Annotated in this window: 18 protein-coding genes; 7 read left to right on the top strand and 11 right to left on the bottom strand. The window is 64.4% G+C overall.

Annotation, left to right across the window (positions count from 1 at the left end):
- Positions 1-193: 193 nt before the first annotated feature.
- Positions 194-907 carry a UTRA domain-containing protein gene (locus tag ACNFG0_RS18085; protein ID WP_196146067.1) on the top strand — a complete coding sequence of 238 codons (714 nt, stop codon included), beginning with the start codon at positions 194-196 and terminating at the stop codon, positions 905-907.
- A 114-nt stretch (positions 908-1,021) separates the two neighbouring features.
- Here the strand turns inward: ACNFG0_RS18085 and ACNFG0_RS18080 are convergent, their stop codons facing one another.
- The 7 genes from ACNFG0_RS18080 to minC form a co-directional block, all read right to left on the bottom strand.
- A complete protein-coding gene (locus tag ACNFG0_RS18080; protein WP_416765897.1) occupies positions 1,022-3,175 on the bottom strand; it encodes a mechanosensitive ion channel family protein in 2,154 nt (717 codons plus the stop codon).
- Positions 3,176-3,222: 47 nt separating this feature from the next.
- Positions 3,223-3,387 carry a hypothetical protein gene (locus ACNFG0_RS18075; RefSeq protein WP_196146069.1) on the bottom strand — a complete coding sequence of 55 codons (165 nt, stop codon included), beginning with the start codon at positions 3,385-3,387 and terminating at the stop codon, positions 3,223-3,225.
- A 174-nt stretch (positions 3,388-3,561) separates the two neighbouring features.
- Positions 3,562-4,851, bottom strand: a complete 1,290-nt coding sequence (locus tag ACNFG0_RS18070) for a M18 family aminopeptidase (protein WP_196146070.1) — start codon at positions 4,849-4,851, stop codon at positions 3,562-3,564.
- Between the two features lie 149 nt (positions 4,852-5,000).
- Positions 5,001-5,636, bottom strand: a complete 636-nt coding sequence (locus ACNFG0_RS18065) for an RluA family pseudouridine synthase (protein ID WP_416765896.1) — start codon at positions 5,634-5,636, stop codon at positions 5,001-5,003.
- A 117-nt stretch (positions 5,637-5,753) separates the two neighbouring features.
- Entirely contained in the window at positions 5,754-6,008 is a 255-nt protein-coding gene (gene minE, locus ACNFG0_RS18060) for a cell division topological specificity factor MinE (RefSeq protein WP_043206650.1), read from the bottom strand.
- 3 nt (positions 6,009-6,011) lie between these two features.
- Positions 6,012-6,824: a septum site-determining protein MinD gene (gene minD / locus ACNFG0_RS18055; RefSeq protein ID WP_028690866.1), complete on the bottom strand. Its 813-nt coding sequence runs from the start codon at positions 6,822-6,824 to the stop codon at positions 6,012-6,014.
- Between the two features lie 98 nt (positions 6,825-6,922).
- Entirely contained in the window at positions 6,923-7,681 is a 759-nt protein-coding gene (gene minC, locus ACNFG0_RS18050) for a septum site-determining protein MinC (protein ID WP_196146072.1), read from the bottom strand.
- A gap of 110 nt (positions 7,682-7,791) precedes the next feature.
- Between minC and ACNFG0_RS18045 the strand changes: the two genes are divergently transcribed.
- Complete coding sequence (locus ACNFG0_RS18045; protein ID WP_196146073.1) at positions 7,792-8,727, top strand: lipid A biosynthesis lauroyl acyltransferase; 936 nt, start codon at positions 7,792-7,794, stop codon at positions 8,725-8,727.
- 129 nt (positions 8,728-8,856) lie between these two features.
- Positions 8,857-10,005, top strand: a complete 1,149-nt coding sequence (locus ACNFG0_RS18040; RefSeq protein WP_196146074.1) for a patatin-like phospholipase family protein — start codon at positions 8,857-8,859, stop codon at positions 10,003-10,005.
- Between the two features lie 505 nt (positions 10,006-10,510).
- On the opposite strand, the gene ACNFG0_RS18035 is transcribed toward ACNFG0_RS18040, so the two are convergent.
- A complete protein-coding gene (locus ACNFG0_RS18035) occupies positions 10,511-11,323 on the bottom strand; it encodes a VacJ family lipoprotein (RefSeq protein ID WP_196156422.1) in 813 nt (270 codons plus the stop codon).
- A complete protein-coding gene (locus ACNFG0_RS18030; RefSeq protein ID WP_084854880.1) occupies positions 11,316-12,614 on the bottom strand; it encodes a serine/threonine protein kinase in 1,299 nt (432 codons plus the stop codon). Before ACNFG0_RS18030 ends, ACNFG0_RS18035 begins: the two co-directional genes overlap by 8 nt.
- A 223-nt stretch (positions 12,615-12,837) precedes the next feature.
- On the opposite strand from ACNFG0_RS18030, the gene ACNFG0_RS18025 reads away from it, so the two are divergent.
- Entirely contained in the window at positions 12,838-13,200 is a 363-nt protein-coding gene (locus tag ACNFG0_RS18025; protein ID WP_416765893.1) for a hypothetical protein, read from the top strand.
- A 146-nt stretch (positions 13,201-13,346) separates the two neighbouring features.
- Here the strand turns inward: ACNFG0_RS18025 and ACNFG0_RS18020 are convergent, their stop codons facing one another.
- Entirely contained in the window at positions 13,347-14,903 is a 1,557-nt protein-coding gene (locus ACNFG0_RS18020; protein ID WP_416765902.1) for a beta (1-6) glucans synthase, read from the bottom strand.
- Between the two features lie 205 nt (positions 14,904-15,108).
- Here ACNFG0_RS18020 and ACNFG0_RS18015 point away from each other — a divergent pair, with 205 nt between their 5' ends.
- Complete coding sequence (locus ACNFG0_RS18015) at positions 15,109-15,957, top strand: glycine betaine ABC transporter substrate-binding protein (protein WP_196146078.1); 849 nt, start codon at positions 15,109-15,111, stop codon at positions 15,955-15,957.
- 94 nt (positions 15,958-16,051) lie between these two features.
- Here the strand turns inward: ACNFG0_RS18015 and ACNFG0_RS18010 are convergent, their stop codons facing one another.
- Positions 16,052-16,504: an REP-associated tyrosine transposase gene (locus ACNFG0_RS18010; protein ID WP_196156420.1), complete on the bottom strand. Its 453-nt coding sequence runs from the start codon at positions 16,502-16,504 to the stop codon at positions 16,052-16,054.
- A gap of 323 nt (positions 16,505-16,827) precedes the next feature.
- Here ACNFG0_RS18010 and ACNFG0_RS18005 point away from each other — a divergent pair, with 323 nt between their 5' ends.
- Both ACNFG0_RS18005 and ACNFG0_RS18000 read left to right on the top strand, forming a co-directional pair.
- The gene (locus tag ACNFG0_RS18005) at positions 16,828-17,139 is read left to right on the top strand and encodes a DUF485 domain-containing protein (RefSeq protein WP_196146079.1); all 312 of its coding nucleotides are present in this window, start codon (positions 16,828-16,830) and stop codon (positions 17,137-17,139) included.
- Complete coding sequence (locus tag ACNFG0_RS18000) at positions 17,136-18,803, top strand: cation acetate symporter (protein ID WP_416765890.1); 1,668 nt, start codon at positions 17,136-17,138, stop codon at positions 18,801-18,803. The genes ACNFG0_RS18005 and ACNFG0_RS18000 overlap by 4 nt, the downstream gene beginning before the upstream one ends.
- The last annotated feature ends 18 nt before the right edge of the window (positions 18,804-18,821 follow it).

The following is an 18,821-nucleotide window of genomic DNA, read 5'->3' as shown; positions in this document are numbered from 1 at the left end:
ACAGGCGCCTCCCGAGGCCCTGGAAGTACAGCGTAGACCAGATCCCAGGCCTTGATTCCCAAGGCCTTGCCCTGTCCTGGCTGGTGCTGGCACGAGGGCTTTGTCACAGGATGTTCATGGGCTGTGCCTAGGCTTGCGCTAATCTCCAATGGCCCTTTTCTGGGGCTGGACTAGTCCAGATAGGTAACCTTCGATGCAGTCGACGCCACCGCGCGCGGTAACAGCCATCTGCCATGCCTTGCAGGAGCAGATCGAACACGGCCTGCTGGCGCCGGGCGGTAAGCTGCCGGCCGAGCGCAAGTTGAGCGAGGTGTTCGATACCACGCGTATCACGTTGCGCGAGGCGCTGGTGCAGTTGGAGGCACAGGGGCTGATCTACCGCGAGGAACGCCGGGGCTGGTTCGTGGCGCCCGAGCGGCTGACCTACGACCTGGTCGAGCGCAGCCATTTCCATGCCATGGTGCGCGACCAGGGGCGGGTGCCCGGCACCGAGCTGTTGTCGGCGCGGTTGCAGCCGGCGCCGGCGGCGATCTGTGCGCGGCTGGGGTTGCCGGCGCTGTCGAGCGTGGTGCGTATCTGCCGCTTGCGGCGCATCGATGGGCGGGCGGTGCTGTATGCCGAGCACTACCTCAACCCGCGGTTTTTCCCCGGCATCCTGGAACAGGACCTGGGGCAGTCGCTGACCGAGATCTATGGGCGGGTGTATGGCATCCAGTATGGGCAAGTATGCTTCGAGATCTTGCCGACGGCATTGCCGGTGGAGGCGGCCAGTGCCTTGAAGGTGTCGGCGGGAAGCCCCGGGTTGCATATCACCCGAGTCAACAGTGACCAGCATGGGCACCTGATCGACTGCGACCTGGAGTACTGGCGGCATGATGCCATTCGCATCCGCGCCCAGGCGGGTTGATCAGGGTTTTTGGGGCTGCTTTGCAGCCCATCGCCGGCAAGCCCCACCACCCCGAACGCATCGGCCTAGCGTCATAGGCTATCCCTGTGGGAGCTGGCTTGCCGGCGATAGGCCCTAACTGGCGGAACCGGCTTCTGCCATCCCGCCACCCCCGGCCGTCACCACCTGCACCGACAACCGCGGGGTCGCCAGATCCAGCCCGGCTTCATCCAGCTGTCGCTTCAAGGCCAGGTTGAACGCCCGCGACACCTCCCATTGCTTGATCGGCGCTGTCTTGAACCGTGCCCGCAAGATCGCCGAGCCCGACTCGAAGCTCTCCACCCCCTGCAGTTCCAGCGGCGACCAGATATTGCGCCGCATCAGCGGGTCGTTGCGCAGCTTTTGCCCCACCTCGCGGATCAGCGTGATGGCCTGGTCGATGTTCATGCTGTGCGGGATCGCCACGCGGAAGATCGCGTAGCCGAACTCGCGCGAGTAGTTCTTGATGCTCTTGATCTCGCTGAAGGGAATGGTGTGCACGATCCCGTCGATATCCCGCAGGCGCACGGTGCGGATGGTCAGCCCCTCCACCGTGCCCAGGTGGCCGCCGACATCCACGTAGTCGTCGATGGCCAGGGAGTCCTCGATGATGATGAACAGCCCCGTGATCAGGTCCGCCACCAGCGACTGGGCGCCGAAACCGATGGCAAGGCCGATGACACCGGCACCGGCCAGCAGCGGCGTGACGTTCATGCCCATGTTGGCCAGGGCGACGATCACCGCGATGATGAAGATCGCCACGAACATCACGTTGCGAATCAGCGGCATCATCGTCTGCGCGCGGGCATTGGCCAGGCCGCGGCGCGAGCGCACCAGGGCATGGTGCACGGCGGTGTCGGCGAGGATCCACACCAGCCAGGCGGCGATCAAGGTCCCGGCCAGGCCCAGCACGCGCACGCTGACCTCATGCCCGCTGCCCTCGGCGAAATTGATCATCGACAGCCCCCAGACCCGCAGGCCCAGTTCGATGAATACCAGCCAGATGAACAGGTGCACCAGCGCATAGGCAAAGTTGCGCAGGCGTTCGGCATAGACTTCCTGGCGCCGGCTGGCCCGCTTCGGGTTGGCGGCGTGGCGGCGCACCAGGCCGTTGAGCACCATGCACACCACCACCAGCACCGTGCACATCAGCGACTGACGCAGGGCCGTGCTGGTGTCCCCGGCGGAGACGAAGGTGGCGAACAGCGAAATCGCCACCAGGATCAACGCCGGCACGAACCAGAAGCTGCCGAGGATCTCGATGGTGTCGCTCAGGGTGCGGCGGGTCAGGCGACGCGACAGCGGTTGGTTGCGGATCAGGTGGGCGATGGGCCGGCGAAAGCGCAGGATGAACAGGCCTGTGCATACCGCCGCCACCACGTTGGCCAGGGTCGCCAGGGCATGGGCCAGGTGGCTGCCCAGGGCGGTGGTCATGCGCGGGTCGCTCATCGCCTCGCCGAACGCGGCGAAGCTGCCGATCAACCACAACGGGCGGAATGCCTGGTGTCGCAGGATGTGCAAGGCCCGGTGGCGATGGGGGCCATCGAGCAGCGAGAAGGCGATCACGCAGATCGCCGAGAACAGCGTGCCCACCACCAGGGCATAGGCCAGCACCATGGCCAGCGACTTGCCCAGCGAGGAGGGCAGGGCGAAGCTCAGGTACACGGTGAACACCAGGGCAACCAGCCACGGGCCCAGCTTGCGCAAGGCGAAACGCACCAGGTCCCAGGTCCGCGGGTGCTGGGGCAGCTCTTCGGTGAGGCCGAAACGCAGGCGCACCCGATGGCCGATCCAGTTGAAGACATAGGCCAGCAGGCTCCAGACCGCGATGATCGCGGCAAAGCCGAACAGGATCGCCGGCCATTGATGCACCGGCACCACTAGCGCTGCCAACTCGTCCTGGGCCTGGTCGATTTCCATCGACCAGCGCCGGAACGGGCTGGCCTCGCCGCTGAACTGTTTCTCCAGGTCATGCAGTGCGCCGCCGATCAGCCCCAGCACGCCTTGCTCGGCGCTGGGCTGCGACTGTTTGGCGGCATCGCGCAGCTTCTTCAGGTCATTGAGCAACTGGGTACGCTGTTGGTCGTTCTCCAGGCTCTTGATCACCTCGTCCAGCGATTGGCCCAGAGGCTCCGTGGCCTGCGGCTGCGCAGGCTTGCCCGCACCGAGCAGGCCGGGCAGGCCGGCGGCCTGTACGGGGGCGATGAAGAGAAACAGCAACAGGGCAAGGCAACGCAGGAGGGCAGGCACCGAAAATCTACCTCAGGGCAAACGATTGCCGGAGTGTAGAGGATTTTTCAGGCCAGTTTCGCGAGGATCTTCCAGCACATGATGCCGAAGATGCCGAGGGTGCCGACCCACATCATCAGCACGCCGACATTGCGTTCGCGCAGGCTGAAGCCGATGGTCAGCAACAGCAGGCCGACGAACACCGGCAGGAACAGGGAAAGGAACGGCGACATGGACAGGCATCCTTCTGCATCAGGGCTATGTAACAAGCATAGCGGGTTGGGCTGCAGGAGGATTGATCAATGGCAGGGTTTGGCGTTTGCCTGGTCCGGCCCTATCGCCGGCAAGCCGGCTCCCACGGGTGGGGCAGCGGTGACGATAGGGCCCGGTCAGGCAAACCCAAAAGCTTACGGCAACTCGCGACTGCGATAGAACGCCGTCAACACCTTCACCAGATGCGCCAGGTCCTGGCTGCCGCACAGCTCGCGAATCGAGTGCATGGCGAAGGTCGGCAGGCCGATGTCGACGGTGCGCACGCCCAGGTGGCTGGCGGTGATCGGGCCGATGGTCGAGCCGCAGCCCATGTCGCTGCGCACCACGAAGCTTTGCACCGGCACTTCCTCGGCCATGCACAGGTGGCGGAAGAACCCGGCGGTCTCGCTGTTGGTGGCGTAGCGCTGGTTGTTGTTGACCTTGATCACGGGCCCGGCGTTGAGCTTGGGCCCATGGTTGCCGTCATGCTTGTCGGCGTAGTTGGGATGCACGCCGTGGGCGTTGTCGGCCGACACCAGCAGCGAACGCTGGATAGTGCGCACGTAGTCGTCGCCGTCGGGCAACAGGCGTTGCAGGGTCTGTTCGAGCATCGGCCCGTCGGCGCCACAGGCCGAGCAGGAGCCGACCTCTTCGTGGTCGTTGCACACCAGCACGCAGGTCTCGTCGCTGTCGGCGGTCAGCAGCGCCTGCAGGCCGGCGTAGCACGACAGCAGGTTGTCCAGGCGGGCACCGGCGATGAAGTCGCCGTTCAGGCCGATCAGTGCGGCGTCCTGGGTGTCGTAGAAGCTCAGCTCGTAGTCCAGCACCACGTCGGCATTGAGGTCGTGCTCGCGGGCCAGCTGCTCGGTGAGCAGGGCGCGGAAGTCGACCCGCTCGTCACCGGCGACCTGGGCCAGGATCGGCGGCAGCTCGGTCTGCGGGTTGATCATCCAGCCTTCGTTGGCGGTGCGGTTGAGGTGGATGGCCAGGTTGGGGATCACCGCGATCGGCAGCTTGAAGTCCACCAGCTGGCTTTCGACCTTGCCGTCGCGGCGGAAGGTGACCCGACCGGCCAGGGACAGGTCGCGGTCGAACCAGGGCGCCAGCAGGGCGCCGCCGTAGACTTCGACGCCCAGTTGCAGGAAGCCGTGGCGCTGCAACTCGGGCTGCGGCTTGACCCGCAGGCACGGGCTGTCGGTATGGGCGCCGACCATGCGGATGCCACCGAGCAGGGGCGATTGCTTGCCCAGCTTGATGGCGATGATCGAGGAGTCGTTGCGGGTGACGTAGTAGCGGCCACCGGGCACCGTGGCCCAGCTGTCGCGTTCGTCCAGGCGCTGGTAGCCGGCGGCCTCCAGGCGCTGGGCGAGGCTCGCGGTGGCATGGAAGGGCGTCGGGGAGGCCTTGAGGAAATCGATCAGGCCAGCATTCAGGGAATCGCGCATAACTCACTCCAGACAGCAGTGGCGCGAGTTTAGCGCAGTTGCCTGAAGATTTGTGTCGGCCTCATCGCGGGACAAGCGCCCACAGAGGAAGTGCTATCCCTCTGGGGGCCGGCTTGCCGGCGATTGGGCTGATGCAGGCCGCAGAAGCCTCAGAACGGCGCCGGGCACTCGAACTTCAGGCGCTCCCCGGATACCGGGTGGGTAAAGCTCAGCATCGAGGCATGCAGGCATAGCCGTTCATGGGCCGCCAGCGCCTCGGGGTTGGCATACAGCCGGTCGCCCAGCAACGGGTGGCCGATCGACAACATGTGCACGCGCAACTGGTGCGAACGCCCGGTGATCGGGGTCAGCTCTACTCGGCAGTGGTCGGCGCAACGCTCGAGCACACGCCAGAAGGTCAGGGCATGCTTGCCTTGTTCGTGGTCCACCACATGGCGAGGCTTGGTCGGCGGGTCGTAGCGCAGGGGCAGGTCGATGCTGCCGCTGTCCAACGCCGGCTGGCCCCAGCACAGGGCGGTGTAGGCCTTCTCGGTCTCGCGGTCATGGAACTGGCGCGACAGCTCACGATGGCTGTCGGCGTCGCGGGCCAGCAGGATGATGCCGGAGGTCTCCCAGTCCAGGCGGTGGACGATCAGGGCATCGGGGTAGCCGTTTTCCTGCAGGCGGGTGATCAGGCAGTCCTTGTTGTCTTCGGCGCGACCAGGCACCGACAGCAGCAGGGTGGGCTTGTTGATCACCAGGATGGCGGCGTCCTCGAAGAGGATCTGGATGTTCGACAACGGCATTGTGGCGTGTTCTCGATAAACACTGTGGGAGCGGGCTTGTCCCGCGATTGCGTCAGCCGGGGCTTGCGCAATCGCGGGACAAGGCTGCTCCCACAGGGGTGACCCGATATGGCTGGATCAGCGATCAGGCAGGGTGATGTTCAGCTCCAGGATCGAGCAGCTACCCTGGTTCTCGAGTTCGATATGCACGTCGTCGCTGCCGATGTTCACGTACTTGCGGATCACTTCCAGCAGCTCTTTCTGCAGGGCAGGCAGGTAATCCGGTTCGCTGCGCTGGCCGCGTTCGTGCGCCACGATGATCTGTAGACGCTCTTTCGCTACCGACGCGCTGCTTTGTTTCTGTCTGCCACGAAAGAAGTCAAAAAGGTTCATGGTTTACTTGCCTCCAAACAGGCGCGCGAAGAATCCTTGCTTCTGCACATCGATGAACCGCAGTGGCTTCTCTTTGCCCAGCAGGCGGTCGACGGTGTCGCTGTACGCCTGGCCGGCATCGCTCTGGTCGTCGAGGATGACCGGGATGCCCTGGTTGGAGGCCTTGAGCACGGCCTGGGATTCGGGAATCACACCCTTGAGCTTGATCGCCAGGATCTCTTCGACGTCGGCGATGCTGAGCATCTCGCCTTTCTCGACGCGCTCGGGGTGGTAGCGGGTGATCAGCAGGTGCTCCTTGATCGGCTCCTCGCCGTTCTCGGAGCGGCGCGACTTGCTCGACAGGATGCCCAGCATGCGGTCGGAGTCACGTACCGAGGACACTTCCGGGTTGGTCACCACGATGGCTTCGTCGGCGAAGTACATCGCCAGGTGCGCGCCTTTCTCGATACCGGCCGGGGAGTCGCAGATGACGTAGTCGAAGGTTTCCTTGAGCTCCATCAGCACCTTCTCGACGCCTTCCTGGGTCAGGGCGTCCTTGTCGCGGGTCTGGCTGGCGGCCAGCACGAACAGGTTCTCCAGGCGCTTGTCCTTGATCAGGGCCTGCTGCAGGTTGGCCTCGCCGTTGACCACGTTGACGAAGTCGTACACCACGCGGCGCTCGCAGCCCATGATCAGGTCGAGGTTACGCAGGCCGACGTCGAAGTCGACGATGACAGTCTTGTAGCCGCGCAGAGCGAGGCCGGTACCGATGGCGGCGCTGGTGGTGGTCTTGCCCACACCCCCCTTGCCGGAAGTAACCACGAGAATCTTGGCCAAGGTGTTTCACCCCTAAATAAAATGGGACAGCGGTCCCTGCAAATACGAAAAACGGCAACAAAGAAAAAAGTTGCGCTAAAAATGCCGGCAAGTATCCGTTAAAGACGGGTGATGTTCAACACATCGCCAGACAGGCTGATCTGCACGCCAGCTCCCCACAGCGGATCGCGACGCAGGTCCTCGCACACCTTGTACTGGCCGGCGATCGATACCATCTCCGCGGTCATCTGCTGGCAGAAGATGCGCGCCCGGGTATTGCCCTTGATGCCCGCCAGTGCGCGGCCACGCATGGCGCCGTACACATGGATGTTGCCGTCGGCGAGAAGTTCCGCACCTGGGCTGACCGAGGCGGTCACCACCAGGTCGCCGCCCTGGGCGTAGATCTGCTGGCCGCCGCGCACCGGCGCGGTGATGATGCGGGTGGGGCGCACTTCGGGTTCGACCGGTGGCGGCGGCGCGGGGGCGGGCTCGGGCTTCTTCACCTCGGGCTCCGGCTCCAGTGGTCGTTCGCGGGCACCGGAGGGCGGCAGCACCGGCAGATCGATGGCGATCGCCGCGGCGATGTCCTCGATGCGGCTGGCGCGCACGGCCAGGGTGCGCAGGCCGTGGTGGCGGCAAACGCGCATCAGGCCGGGCAGGTCGATGGCACCGCCGTCAGCCGACAGCTTGTCCAGCGCCAGCACCAACGGCGTGTTGCTGAAGAAATTGGGGGCCTGGGCCACTTTCGCCGCCAGTTGCAGGTCGAGGGCTTCGAGGTCGTTGCGCGCCAGTTCCAGCACGGTGATGGCAAGCATGCTGCCTTTGAGCTGGAATACGGGGGCGGTATCGGAGGTCTGGTTGAGGCTCATGGTCTGCATAGACGGCTTGTTGCGAAAAAAGTGCCCTGACTTATAACGATAAGACCCGTTGGCCGCAACCGCGGGCGAACCGATGTAGAATGCCCACCTTTGTCTTTCCGGAAGCTTCAATGGAACGCCCGCGTTTTCGTCTTTATTTCCTTCACCCACGGTTCTGGGGCCTGTGGCTGGGTCTGGGCCTGCTGTGGCTGGTGGCGCAGCTGCCGTACCGCGCGCTGCTGTGCCTGGGCCGCGCCCTGGGCGCGCTGATGTACCGGGTCGCCGGTGAGCGCCGGCGCATCGCCGCGCGCAACCTCGAGCTGTGTTTCCCTGAGCTTTCCGGCGACGAACGGCAGCGCCTGCTCAAGGAAAACTTTGCCTCCACCGGCATCGCCTTCTTCGAAATGGCCATGAGCTGGTGGTGGCCCAAGCCACGTCTGGCGCGCCTGGCCCACATCGAGGGCCTGGAGCACCTGCAGGCCGCCCAGCGCGAAGGGCAGGGCGCAATCCTCATGGCCGTGCACTTCACCACGCTGGAGATCGGCGCGGCGCTGCTGGGTCAGGCCCATACCATCGACGGCATGTACCGCGAGCATGGCAACCCGTTGTTCGACTACATCCAGCGCCGTGGCCGCGAACGTCACAACCTCGACTCGCTGGCGGTGGAGCGTGACGACGTACGTGGCATGCTCAAGCTGCTGCGCGGTGGCCGGGCGATCTGGTACGCCCCGGACCAGGACTACGGCGCCAAGCAGAGCCTGTTCGTGCCCCTGTTCGGCATCCCGGCGGCGACCGTCACTGCCACTACCAAGTTCGCCCGCCTGGGCAAGGCCCAGGTGATCCCCTTCACCCAGAAGCGCCTGGAGGACGGCAGCGGCTATCGCCTGGTGGTCCACCCGCCGCTCGAGGACTTCCCGGGCGAGACCGAGGAGGCCGACTGCCTGCGCATCAACCAGTGGGTGGAAAGTGTGCTGCGCGAATGCCCCGAGCAGTATCTGTGGGCGCACCGACGCTTCAAGTCGCGCCCGCCAGGGGAGCCGCGGCTGTATGACAAGAAAAAGCGCTGAGCGAGCTTGCCGGTGCCGGCTCCAACGCGGGGCAAGCCCGCTCCCACAGAGGCCTGGGTAGAACCCGTGGGAGCCGGCTTGCCGGCGAGAGAGCCTGGGTAGGCAGAACATCCCTTTCAGGAGAATTCCATGGCCCCACCCCGCACCACCGGCCTGATCCTCTCCGGCGGCGGTGCCCGCGCCGCCTATCAGGTAGGAGTGCTGGCGGGTATCGCCGAGCTGTTGCCGCCGGGTGCGGCCAACCCGTTCCCGGTGATCGTCGGCACGTCTGCCGGTGCCATCAACGCTGTCACCCTGGCCAGCGGCGCCACGCGCTTCACCGAGGCGGTGCAGCGTCTGACCACCTTCTGGCAGCATTTTCGCAGCCACCTGGTATTGCGCAGCGACTGGCCGGGGGTGATCCGCCAGGCCAGCCGCTTCGTCAGCCACAGCCTGCTGGGGGTCGGCGGCCAGGTGCCGGTGGCGCTGCTGGACAGCAGCCCGCTACGTGCCCTTCTGCAATCGCACCTGGACCTGGACGGCATCGCCCACTCCCTGGCGGCCGAGCAGTTGCGGGCAGTGGCCATCACCGCCTTCGGCTACGAGTCGGGCCAGGCGGTGACGTTCTACCAGGGGCGCGGTGCCATCGAGCCCTGGTTGCGCCATCGGCGCATCGGTGTGCCTACCTCGTTGACCATCGACCACCTGCTGGCCAGCTCGGCGATCCCGCTGCTGTTCGCCCCGGTCAAGCTCGACGAGGAATACTTCGGCGACGGTGCGGTGCGCCAATCGGCACCGATCAGCCCGGCGTTGCACCTGGGAGCTAGCCGGGTGCTGGTGGTCGGTGTCAGCGGCAACCCCCAGCGGCCTTCGGCGCCCATGCCGGCCCAGCGCGTGTTCAGCGGCCAGCAGCCGAGCCTTGCGCAGATCGGCGCTCACATGCTCAACAGCACCTTCATTGACAGCCTGGAAGACGACATCGAGCTGCTGCAGCGCCTCAATCACCTAAGTCATCTGATACCGGCGCACTTGGATGCCCGGCGCCTGGGGCTGGCGCCGATCGAGGTGCTGGTGGTGGCGCCCAGCCAACCGCTGGACGAAATCGCCGCCCGCCACCGGCGCGAGCTGCCGGCGGCGCTGCGCCTGTTCCTGCGCGGCCCGGGGGCGACCCGGACCAGTGGGGCCGGGGTACTCAGCTACCTGTTGTTCGAGGCCAGCTACTGCAGCGAGTTGATCGAACTGGGGCGCAAGGATGCCCTGGCCAAGCGGCGGGAGCTGTGCCAGTTCCTGGGATTATGAGGATGTTTTCGCGGGCCCAATCGCCGGCAAGCCGGCTCCCACAAGGATTGCGCCAGTTCTTGGACATTTCGCAAGACAGCGGGTTGCCTCGGCCCAATCGCCGGCAAGCCGGCTCCCACAAAGATCGCGCCAGTTCTTGGACATTTCGCAAGGCAGTTGCTTGCCCGGCCCAATCGCCGGCAAGCCGGCTCCCACAAGGATTGCGCCAGTTCTTGGACATTTTGCAAGACAGCTGGTTGCCTCGGCCCAATCGCCGGCAAGCCGGCTCCCACAAGGATTGCGCCAGTTCTTGGACATTTCGCAAGACAGCGGGTTGCCTCGGCCCGATCGCCGGCAAGCCGGCTCCCACAAAGATCGCGCCAGTTCTTGGACATTTCGCAAGGCAGTTGCTTGCCCGGCCCAATCGCCGGCAAGCCAGCCGCCTACAGGCGCGGCGGCATCTTTGAAAACAGCGCAGGACAGGTGGGAGCCGGCTTGCCGGCGATTGGGCCGCAGCGCGGCCCCATTACTCGGCAATCTGCAGCTTGCGCGCCTGGGTATACACGTACCGCACCTTCTCGTACTCGAACGGCGAATTGAGCTGCCCATAACGGAAGTTGGTGCTGTAGCGCTTGTCCACCGCCCGCAGCACGGTGATTTCCGGATGATCGCTACTGGCTTCGGCCACGTTGAGGAAGTTGGCCTCGCGCTCGCCCACGTAGTCCACCGCCAGCCCCGCGGTATCGCGCAGGTTCGAAGGCCCGAGGATCGGCAGCATGATGTATGGCCCGTCAGGTACACCGTAGAAGCCCAGGGTCTGGCCGAAGTCTTCGCTCTGGCGCGGCAGGCCCATCTTGGTCGCCGGGTCCCACAACCCGCCCACGCCAATGATGGTATTGAACATCAGGCGTGCGGTGATCTCCGCCGAACGCTTGGCCTTGAGCTGCAAGATACTGTTGAACAGGTTGGGTACATCGCCCAGGTTGTTGAAGAAGTTGGTCACCCCGGTACGCACGAAGCGCGGGGTGACGTAGCGGTAGCCGTCGACCACCGGCAGCATCACCCATTGGTCGAAGCGGTAGTTGAAGTGATAGATGCGCCGGTTCATCGATTCCAGCGGGTCGTACACGTTCAGCGCGGTGAGCGTCGAGCGCTCGAACTCGCGCTGATCCAGCCCGGGGTTGAATTTCAGCTCGCGCAGCGGGTCGAGAAAGCCGTCGGGTTCGGCCGTAGGCGCAGGCTTGTCGGCTTCGACCACGCTGGTGCGTGGCGCGGTTTCGGCCGCCAAGGCGTTGCCGGCGGCGAGCAGGGCGGTGACGAGCAGCAGTTTGTTAACCACGGAAGAACTCCAGCATCGCATCGCTATTGACGCGGTAGTTGAGGTTGCCGCAATGGCCGCCATGGGGGTACAGGGTCAGGCGATCGCCGAACACTTTGCGCAGGAAGCCGATGTCGCCAGGGCCGAGGATCACATCGTCAGCGTTGTGCATCACGGCGACCTTGGGGCTCTCGCGCAGGTAGTCGGCCAGGGCGTACAGGCTCACCTGGTCGATCAGCTGCAGCACGCTGCCGCCGTCGGTGCGGGCGCGCCACATGGGGATCACCTGTTCGGTGATGTAGCACTCGAAGTCGCATTGCAGGGCACGCTTGAAGAACGGCGTGAGGCTGCTGCCTTCGGTGATCGGGTACTTGGGCGGAGTGATCAGGCCGCGGTTGTTGACCAAGTCCGAGGTAAAGGCGATGTCGGCCGCCGAGAAGCGGAACGAGGTGCCGATGAGCATGGCCATCTGTTCGTTGGACAAATGCTGGCGGGACTTCTGGAAGTCGTACAGCAGCGCCTCGTTGAGGTCGATATAGCCCTTCTGCTGGAAGTACAGGGTCAGTTTTTCCAGCATCAGTTCGTAGAACGTGGTGCTGTGGTCGATGCCCTTGACGCGGGTCTGCACCAGTTTGTCCAGGTTGCTGACCGAGGTGTAGAGATTGACCGGTGGGTTGAGCAGCAGCACGCGCTTGAAGTTGAAGCTGCGCCGGGTTTCGTCCAGGTGGCTGACGAAGGCCGCATCGAGGGCACCGAGGCTGTAGCCGGTGAGGTGGAACTCGCTGACCGGCAGACGCGGGTGCTGGGCGCGCACGGCCTGCATCACGCGGTACAGGTCTTCGGCGTCGTCCTGGGTGATGCCGGGGGTGGCGAAGCGCGAGGCGGCGCTCATGAAGTCCCAGCTGGTGGGCGAGGACAACTGCACCACATGGAAGCCTGCCTGGTAGAACAGCTTCTTCAGGTATTCGTTGATGGTGCTGGAGTAGGGGGCTCCGGTGCCAGCGATGATGAAGATCAGCGGGGCCTCGTGGTCCTGGTAGGCCAGGCGGTACTTGAGTTTTTTCACCGGCCAGAAGTTGTCGGGCAGGGTGAAGGCGCGCTCCGGGCGCAGATTGAGGCTGTAGTCGGACTGGCTGATGTCCTCGTCGCTGGGCAGGGTAGGGCGCTGCTCCGGCGGCGTGGTGGCGATGGTCGCCTCGAACGGGTTGGTCAGTGGGTAGCCATAGCTCGCGGCGTCAATATCCTGCGCCGAAGCGGCCGCAGCCAGGAGCAGGCCACCGAACAGGGCAGCGAGGCGCAAGGGTCGAAGCATGGGATCCCCCAAAAATTACATAAGGCAAAGCGCTATCTAGGACCATGGTAAGGGCGGCAAAGTTGCCTGGTGTGCCTTTCTTTGTTACGCCAGATGTTGTCGCGAAGGTCTACGGCGCGGCAATGGAGCTTATTCGAACATAGCTGCAACTCACGGATTTTGCCTTGCATGGCGCTGCAGGCCGATTATGCTGGCGGCACGTTTCGACCTTCTGGAGGCTGTCATGTCCCGCGCGTTGCCCATCGTTGTCATGTTGCTGTGCCTGGCACTGTGGCTGGCGGCCAGTTATGGCGTGCGCTATGGGCTGATGGAAGATGGCCGTTGGGTGGGGCTGTGCAGCGTCCCAGGAGCCTATTGGCAATGCCAGGCCCGCTCGCTGTTGGGGCTGGGGATTCACCACCAGGTGCTGGGGTGGGCGGCGTTGGGCACCTCGCTGTTGGCCCAGGTGGTGCCGGGGCGTGGCGGTTGGTGGCTGGCGGTGCTGGGGCTGGTCTTCGGGGTGCCGGCGCTGGTGTTGTATACCGCGAGCCTGGCGGTATTCGCCATGGTGCTGGCGGGGTTGCGGTTGGTCAAGCACCCGGCCTGATGCCAGCACTGCCCCTCTGTGGGAGCCAACTGTCTTGAGTTGCTTGCCCCGGTCCTATCGCTGGCAAGCCAGCTCCCACAGGTACGGCGGTATCTCTGAAGACAGCGCAGGCCTGGTGGGAGCGGGCTTGTCCCGCGATTGCGTGCTCACGCCTTGCGCAAGCTGCGCCACAACGCCGCCACCATCATCGCGCTCACGATCGCCCACCCCCACGCCTGCTGGCTCGCCAGCCCTTCGATGAACAGCTGCGGCGCGATTCCCGCCCCGATGATGAACGCCAGCAAGGCCACCTCTGCCCGTGGCGCCGTCACCGGACGCAGCAGGTAGACCAACGCCGGCAGCACCAACGCCGGCGTGGGAAAGCTGCGATAGCGTGCATCGAACACCATCGCCAGCATGCTCACCGCTGCCGCGAAACCTGCGGCCAGCAACCACCACCCCGCCCGCTGCTCGAGCCAGGCGAACAGGCGCCGGCGCCAGCCATTACGCCCCGCCAGGGCCAGCGCCCCATGGGCCAGCACCACCAGGTTCAACCCGGCCAGCCCTGCCGCCCACACCCATTCGGCGGCAAAACGTGCGTGGGTGCGCATCAGCTCGCCCCACAGCCCCAGGCTGCCCGCGCCTACGGCCGCCAGCAGCGGCAACACCAGCGCTGCACGCCGGTTCGCAGGCTGGCCGGCCAGCAACAAGGTGACCACCATCAAGCCGGCGCCTGCCAGCCACCATTGGCGCCAGTAAGACAGGTTGCTCACCGGCCCTTCGAGCACGCCCTTGTCTTGCCGGTCGGCGTCGTACAGCCCCCAATAGCCGCCCACCGCACCTTCGCTGGCGCGCTTCCACGGCTGGTCGAAGGCCTCGATCAGGTTGTAGCGCCAGCCATTGGCCTCGGCCAGGGCGACGAAACCGCGAATGAACCGCGCCTCGTTGGCCCGGCTCGGCACGGCGGTCTCGCGCTGCCGGCCTTCGCTGGGCCAGCCGGTTTCGCCGATGAGGATGTCCTTGGGCGCGAAGCGCTGGCCGAACACCCGGCGCACCTCGGCCACATGGGCCAGGGCATCGTCGATACCGCGCGGGTCGTCCTCCCAGTAGGGCAGCAGGTGGATGGTCAGGAAGTCCACCGCCGGGGCTACCTGTGGATGCTGCAGCCAGAACTCCCAGACATCGGCGTAGGTCACCGGAACGTTCACCTGGCTTTTCACGCGGGCGATCAGGCCGGCCAAGCGTTCGCCGGTCACTTCCTTGCGCAGCAGCGCCTCGTTGCCGACGATCACCGCGGTGACCACGTCGGGGTTGGCGTTGGCCGAGGCGATCAGGGCGTCGATTTCCTTGTCGGTGTCCACCGGGTTGGCGTTGACCCAGGCGCCGAGCATCACCTTCAACCCATGTTTGCGGGCCAGGGCCGGGATGGCCTCCAGGCCTGTCATCGAGTAGGTGCGGATGCACTGGAATCGCTCAGCGAGCAGCGCCAAGTCGGCGTCCATGCGCGCCGGGCGCAGGCGAAACGGCTGGTCGAACGGCGATTGGTCCTTGTCGAATGGGGTGTAGGAGGCGCACTGCAGCTTGTGCGTCGGGCTCGCCGCGTCGGGCAGGTGCACCGGCCTGCCGAGCCCGTACCAGAGCGCACCGAGCCCGGCCAGGGCCAGCAGGCAGGCAAGCAGGTAGACAGACAGGAGGCGGGTGGCACGGGGCATCGGGCGGTCCATCATCGGCGGTAAAAGGCTAGATGATAGCCGCAAACGCTCTAGATCAAGCATCTACCATGCAAGGATCACGCAGGACCGGGAAAAGATGGCGCACTGATGGCGAAGTGCTGTCGCTGATCGTTCGATAAAGGTCGCGCACAGAGCAGGTGAGCTATTGTGTGAAGTTGATGATGCAACTTCCGAGACCTGACGAGGGGATGCTTTGATGAAAATGCGACGTTTCCTGGGAGTGGGTGCAGCCCTGGTATTGGCCATGAGCGCTGCGCAGGCAATGGCCAAAGAAGTAAGCATTGGTTATGTGGATGGTTGGTCCGACAGTGTGGCAACCACCTTCGTGGCCGCCGAAGTGATCAAGCAGAAACTCGGTTATGACGTGGACCTCAAGCCCGTCGCCACTGGCATCATGTGGCAGGGTGTGGCCACCGGCAAGCTCGACGCCATGCTGTCGGCCTGGTTGCCGGTCACCCACGGGGAGTACTGGAGCAAGAACAAGGACAAGGTGGTCGACTACGGCCCCAACTTCAAGGATGCAAAGATCGGCCTGATCGTGCCCGAATATGTGAAGGCCGCGAGCATTAGCGATCTGAAGACCGATGAAAGCTTCAAGCACAAGATCGTCGGCATCGACGCCGGCTCCGGCGTGATGCTCAAGACCGACCAGGCCATCAAGGACTACGCCCTGGACGGTTACAAGCTGCAGGCAAGCTCTGGCGCGGCGATGACTGCCGAACTGGGCCGTGCCTACGCCAAGCAGCAGTCCATTGCCGTGACCGGCTGGGTGCCGCACTGGATGTTCGCCAAGTGGAAACTCAAGTTCCTCGAGGATCCGAAGGGCGTCTATGGTGCCGCCGAGACCGTCAACAGCATCGGCAGCAAGGAGCTGGCCAGCAAGGCACCGGAAGTGGCCGAGTTCCTGAAGAACTTCCACTGGAACTCCAAGGATGAGATCGGCGAAGTCATGCTGGCCATCCAGGAAGGCGCCAAACCCGAAGCCGCTGCCAAGGACTGGGTCGCCAAGCACCCTGACCGCGTGAAGGAGTGGACCGGCAAGTAATCGCCGCATAACCCAATCGCGGGACAAGCCCGCTCCCACAGGCCTTGCGACTGCACCGGCTCTGTGGGAGCGGGCTTGTCCCGCGATTATGGCCTCAAAGCCACACTGCGTCCCAATGGGAGTACGCTCCAACCCGTCTGACCAAGCCTGCCCTGATGGGATTGGCAATGATGTAGCGCGCCACCCTCCGCACATCGTCGTCCCTGCGCAACGCCCTGTCCTGGTACCCAGGTTGCCAGATCCGTTCACGGTATCCCGCCTCGTACAGCCCACGACTGCTTCGCGACTTGAACCGGCGCATCAGCGCAGACAATGTCCCCGTACGCAGTTCGATAAGCCAATGGATATGATCGGGCATGATCACCCAGGCCAACGAGTGACAGGCTTTTTCCTCTTCGGCCTGGCGCAATTGGTGTATTGCCAAACGCGCGTAGTGAAAGTTCAAGAACAATGGCTTTCGTTGCAGGGTAGCGGTGGTCAGCAGGTAGAGCCTACCCGGCTCGGAGTAGCGGCCACAGCGCAGTAGCCTGGAGTGGGGGCGTTCCATGTCGGTTCCTTCGAGCAATGGTTATCCGAAAGATAGTTGCCAGGGGGGGCAATGACCGATCCGAATTTATTGCTGAATGTGCTGACGCAATCGCGGGGCAAGCCCGCTCCCACAGGTCCACCATTCCACAGGTCCACCATTGCCCTCAGGAGCGGCGGGGCACCCCTGTGTGCGGGCTTGTCCCGCGATTGGGCTATTGGGGTTGTTACCAATCCTGCAAAACACTTTCTCATCTAAGACTAAGGTCGTCTGGTTGGCAGCCTTCGGCGGCATAAAGTAAGGGCGGGTTCTCCCTTATTTGTGCTGCTGCTAGGACAACAACAATGAACGACAGCATCTACCAGTCGATACAGAACAGCCCCCGCTTCAAGGAGCTCGTCACCAAGCGCGAGCGCTTCGCCTGGATCCTCTCGGCGATCATGCTCGGCCTCTACTGCGCCTTCATCCTCCTCATCGCCTATGGCCCACAGGTACTGGGCGCCAAGCTCAGCCCCGACTCGTCGATCACCTGGGGCATCCCCCTGGGCGTCGGCCTGATCGTTTCGGCGTTCATCCTCACCGCCATCTACGTGCGCCGTGCGAACGGCGAGTTCGATGAGCTGAACAAGGCCATCCTGAAGGAGGCGCAGCAATGATCCGCCGCTCAGCCAAAGCCCTGGCCGTCCTGGCCTGCGGCGCTTTCGCACCCGCCGTGTGGGCCGCCGATGCCCTGACCGGCGAGGTGCACAAGCAGCCGCTCAACGTCTCGGCGATCGTCATGTTCGTGGCCTTCGTCTGCTTCACCCTCGGCATCACCTACTGGGCCTCCAAGCGCAACAAGTCGGCTTCCGACTACTACGCGGCCGGTGGCCGTATCACCGGCTTCCAGAACGGCCTGGCGATTGCCGGTGACTACATGTCGGCGGCCTCCTTCCTGGGTATTTCCGCCCTGGTGTTCACCTCCGGCTACGATGGCCTGATCTACTCGATCGGCTTCCTCGTCGGCTGGCCGATCATTCTCTTCCTGATCGCCGAGCGCCTGCGCAACCTGGGCAAGTACACCTTCGCCGACGTTGCCTCGTACCGCCTCGGGCAGAAAGAGATCCGCACCCTGTCGGCCTCCGGCTCCCTGGTGGTGGTGGCGTTCTACCTGATCGCCCAGATGGTCGGTGCCGGCAAGCTGATCCAGCTGCTGTTCGGCCTGGACTACCACGTCGCGGTGATCCTGGTGGGTATCCTGATGTGCCTGTACGTACTGTTCGGCGGCATGCTGGCCACCACCTGGGTACAGATCATCAAGGCCGTGCTGCTGCTCTCCGGTGCCAGCTTCATGGCGCTGATGGTGATGAAGCATGTGGGCTTCGACTTCAACACCCTGTTCTCCGAGGCGATCAAGGTGCACGCCAAGGGTGAGGCGATCATGAGCCCGGGCGGCCTGGTCAAGGACCCGATCTCGGCGTTCTCCCTCGGGTTGGCATTGATGTTCGGCACCGCGGGCCTGCCACACATCCTGATGCGCTTCTTCACCGTCAGCGACGCCAAGGAAGCGCGTAAGAGCGTGCTCTACGCCACCGGCTTCATCGGCTACTTCTACATTCTGACCTTCATCATCGGCTTCGGCGCGATCCTGCTGGTCAGCACCAACCCCGACTTCAAGGACGCTGCCGGCGCCCTGATCGGCGGCAACAACATGGCGGCGGTCCACCTGGCCAATGCCGTGGGTGGTAGCGTGTTCCTGGGCTTCATCTCGGCCGTGGCGTTCGCCACCATCCTGGCGGTGGTCGCGGGCCTGACCCTGGCCGGTGCCTCGGCGGTGTCCCATGACCTGTACGCCAGCGTCATCTGCAAGGGCAAGGCCAACGAGAAGGACGAGATCCGCGTGTCGAAGATCACCACCATCGCCCTGGGCGTGCTGGCGATCGGCCTGGGGATTCTGTTCGAGAAGCAGAACATCGCCTTCATGGTCGGCCTGGCGTTCTCCATTGCCGCCAGCTGCAACTTCCCAGTGCTGCTGCTCTCGATGTACTGGAAGAAGCTGACCACCCGTGGCGCCATGATCGGTGGTTGGCTGGGCCTGGTCAGCGCAGTGGGCCTGATGATCCTCGGCCCGACCATCTGGGTGCAGATCCTCGGTCACGAGCAAGCCATCTACCCGTACGAGTACCCGGCGCTGTTCTCCATGCTGATCGCCTTCGTCGGCATCTGGTTCTTCTCGGTCACCGACAAGTCCAAGGCCGCCGAAGACGAGCGCGCGCTGTTCTTCCCGCAGTTCGTGCGTTCGCAAACCGGCCTGGGCGCCAGCGGAGCGGTGTCTCACTGAGGCGTCGTGCCTGAAACG

The organism is Pseudomonas sp. NY15372 (assembly GCF_048068215.1).
In the GTDB taxonomy this organism is placed as follows: domain Bacteria; phylum Pseudomonadota; class Gammaproteobacteria; order Pseudomonadales; family Pseudomonadaceae; genus Aquipseudomonas; species Aquipseudomonas guariconensis_A.
The sequence above is the reverse complement of the archived record's forward strand: the minus strand, read 5'-3'. Positions and strand labels throughout refer to the sequence as shown.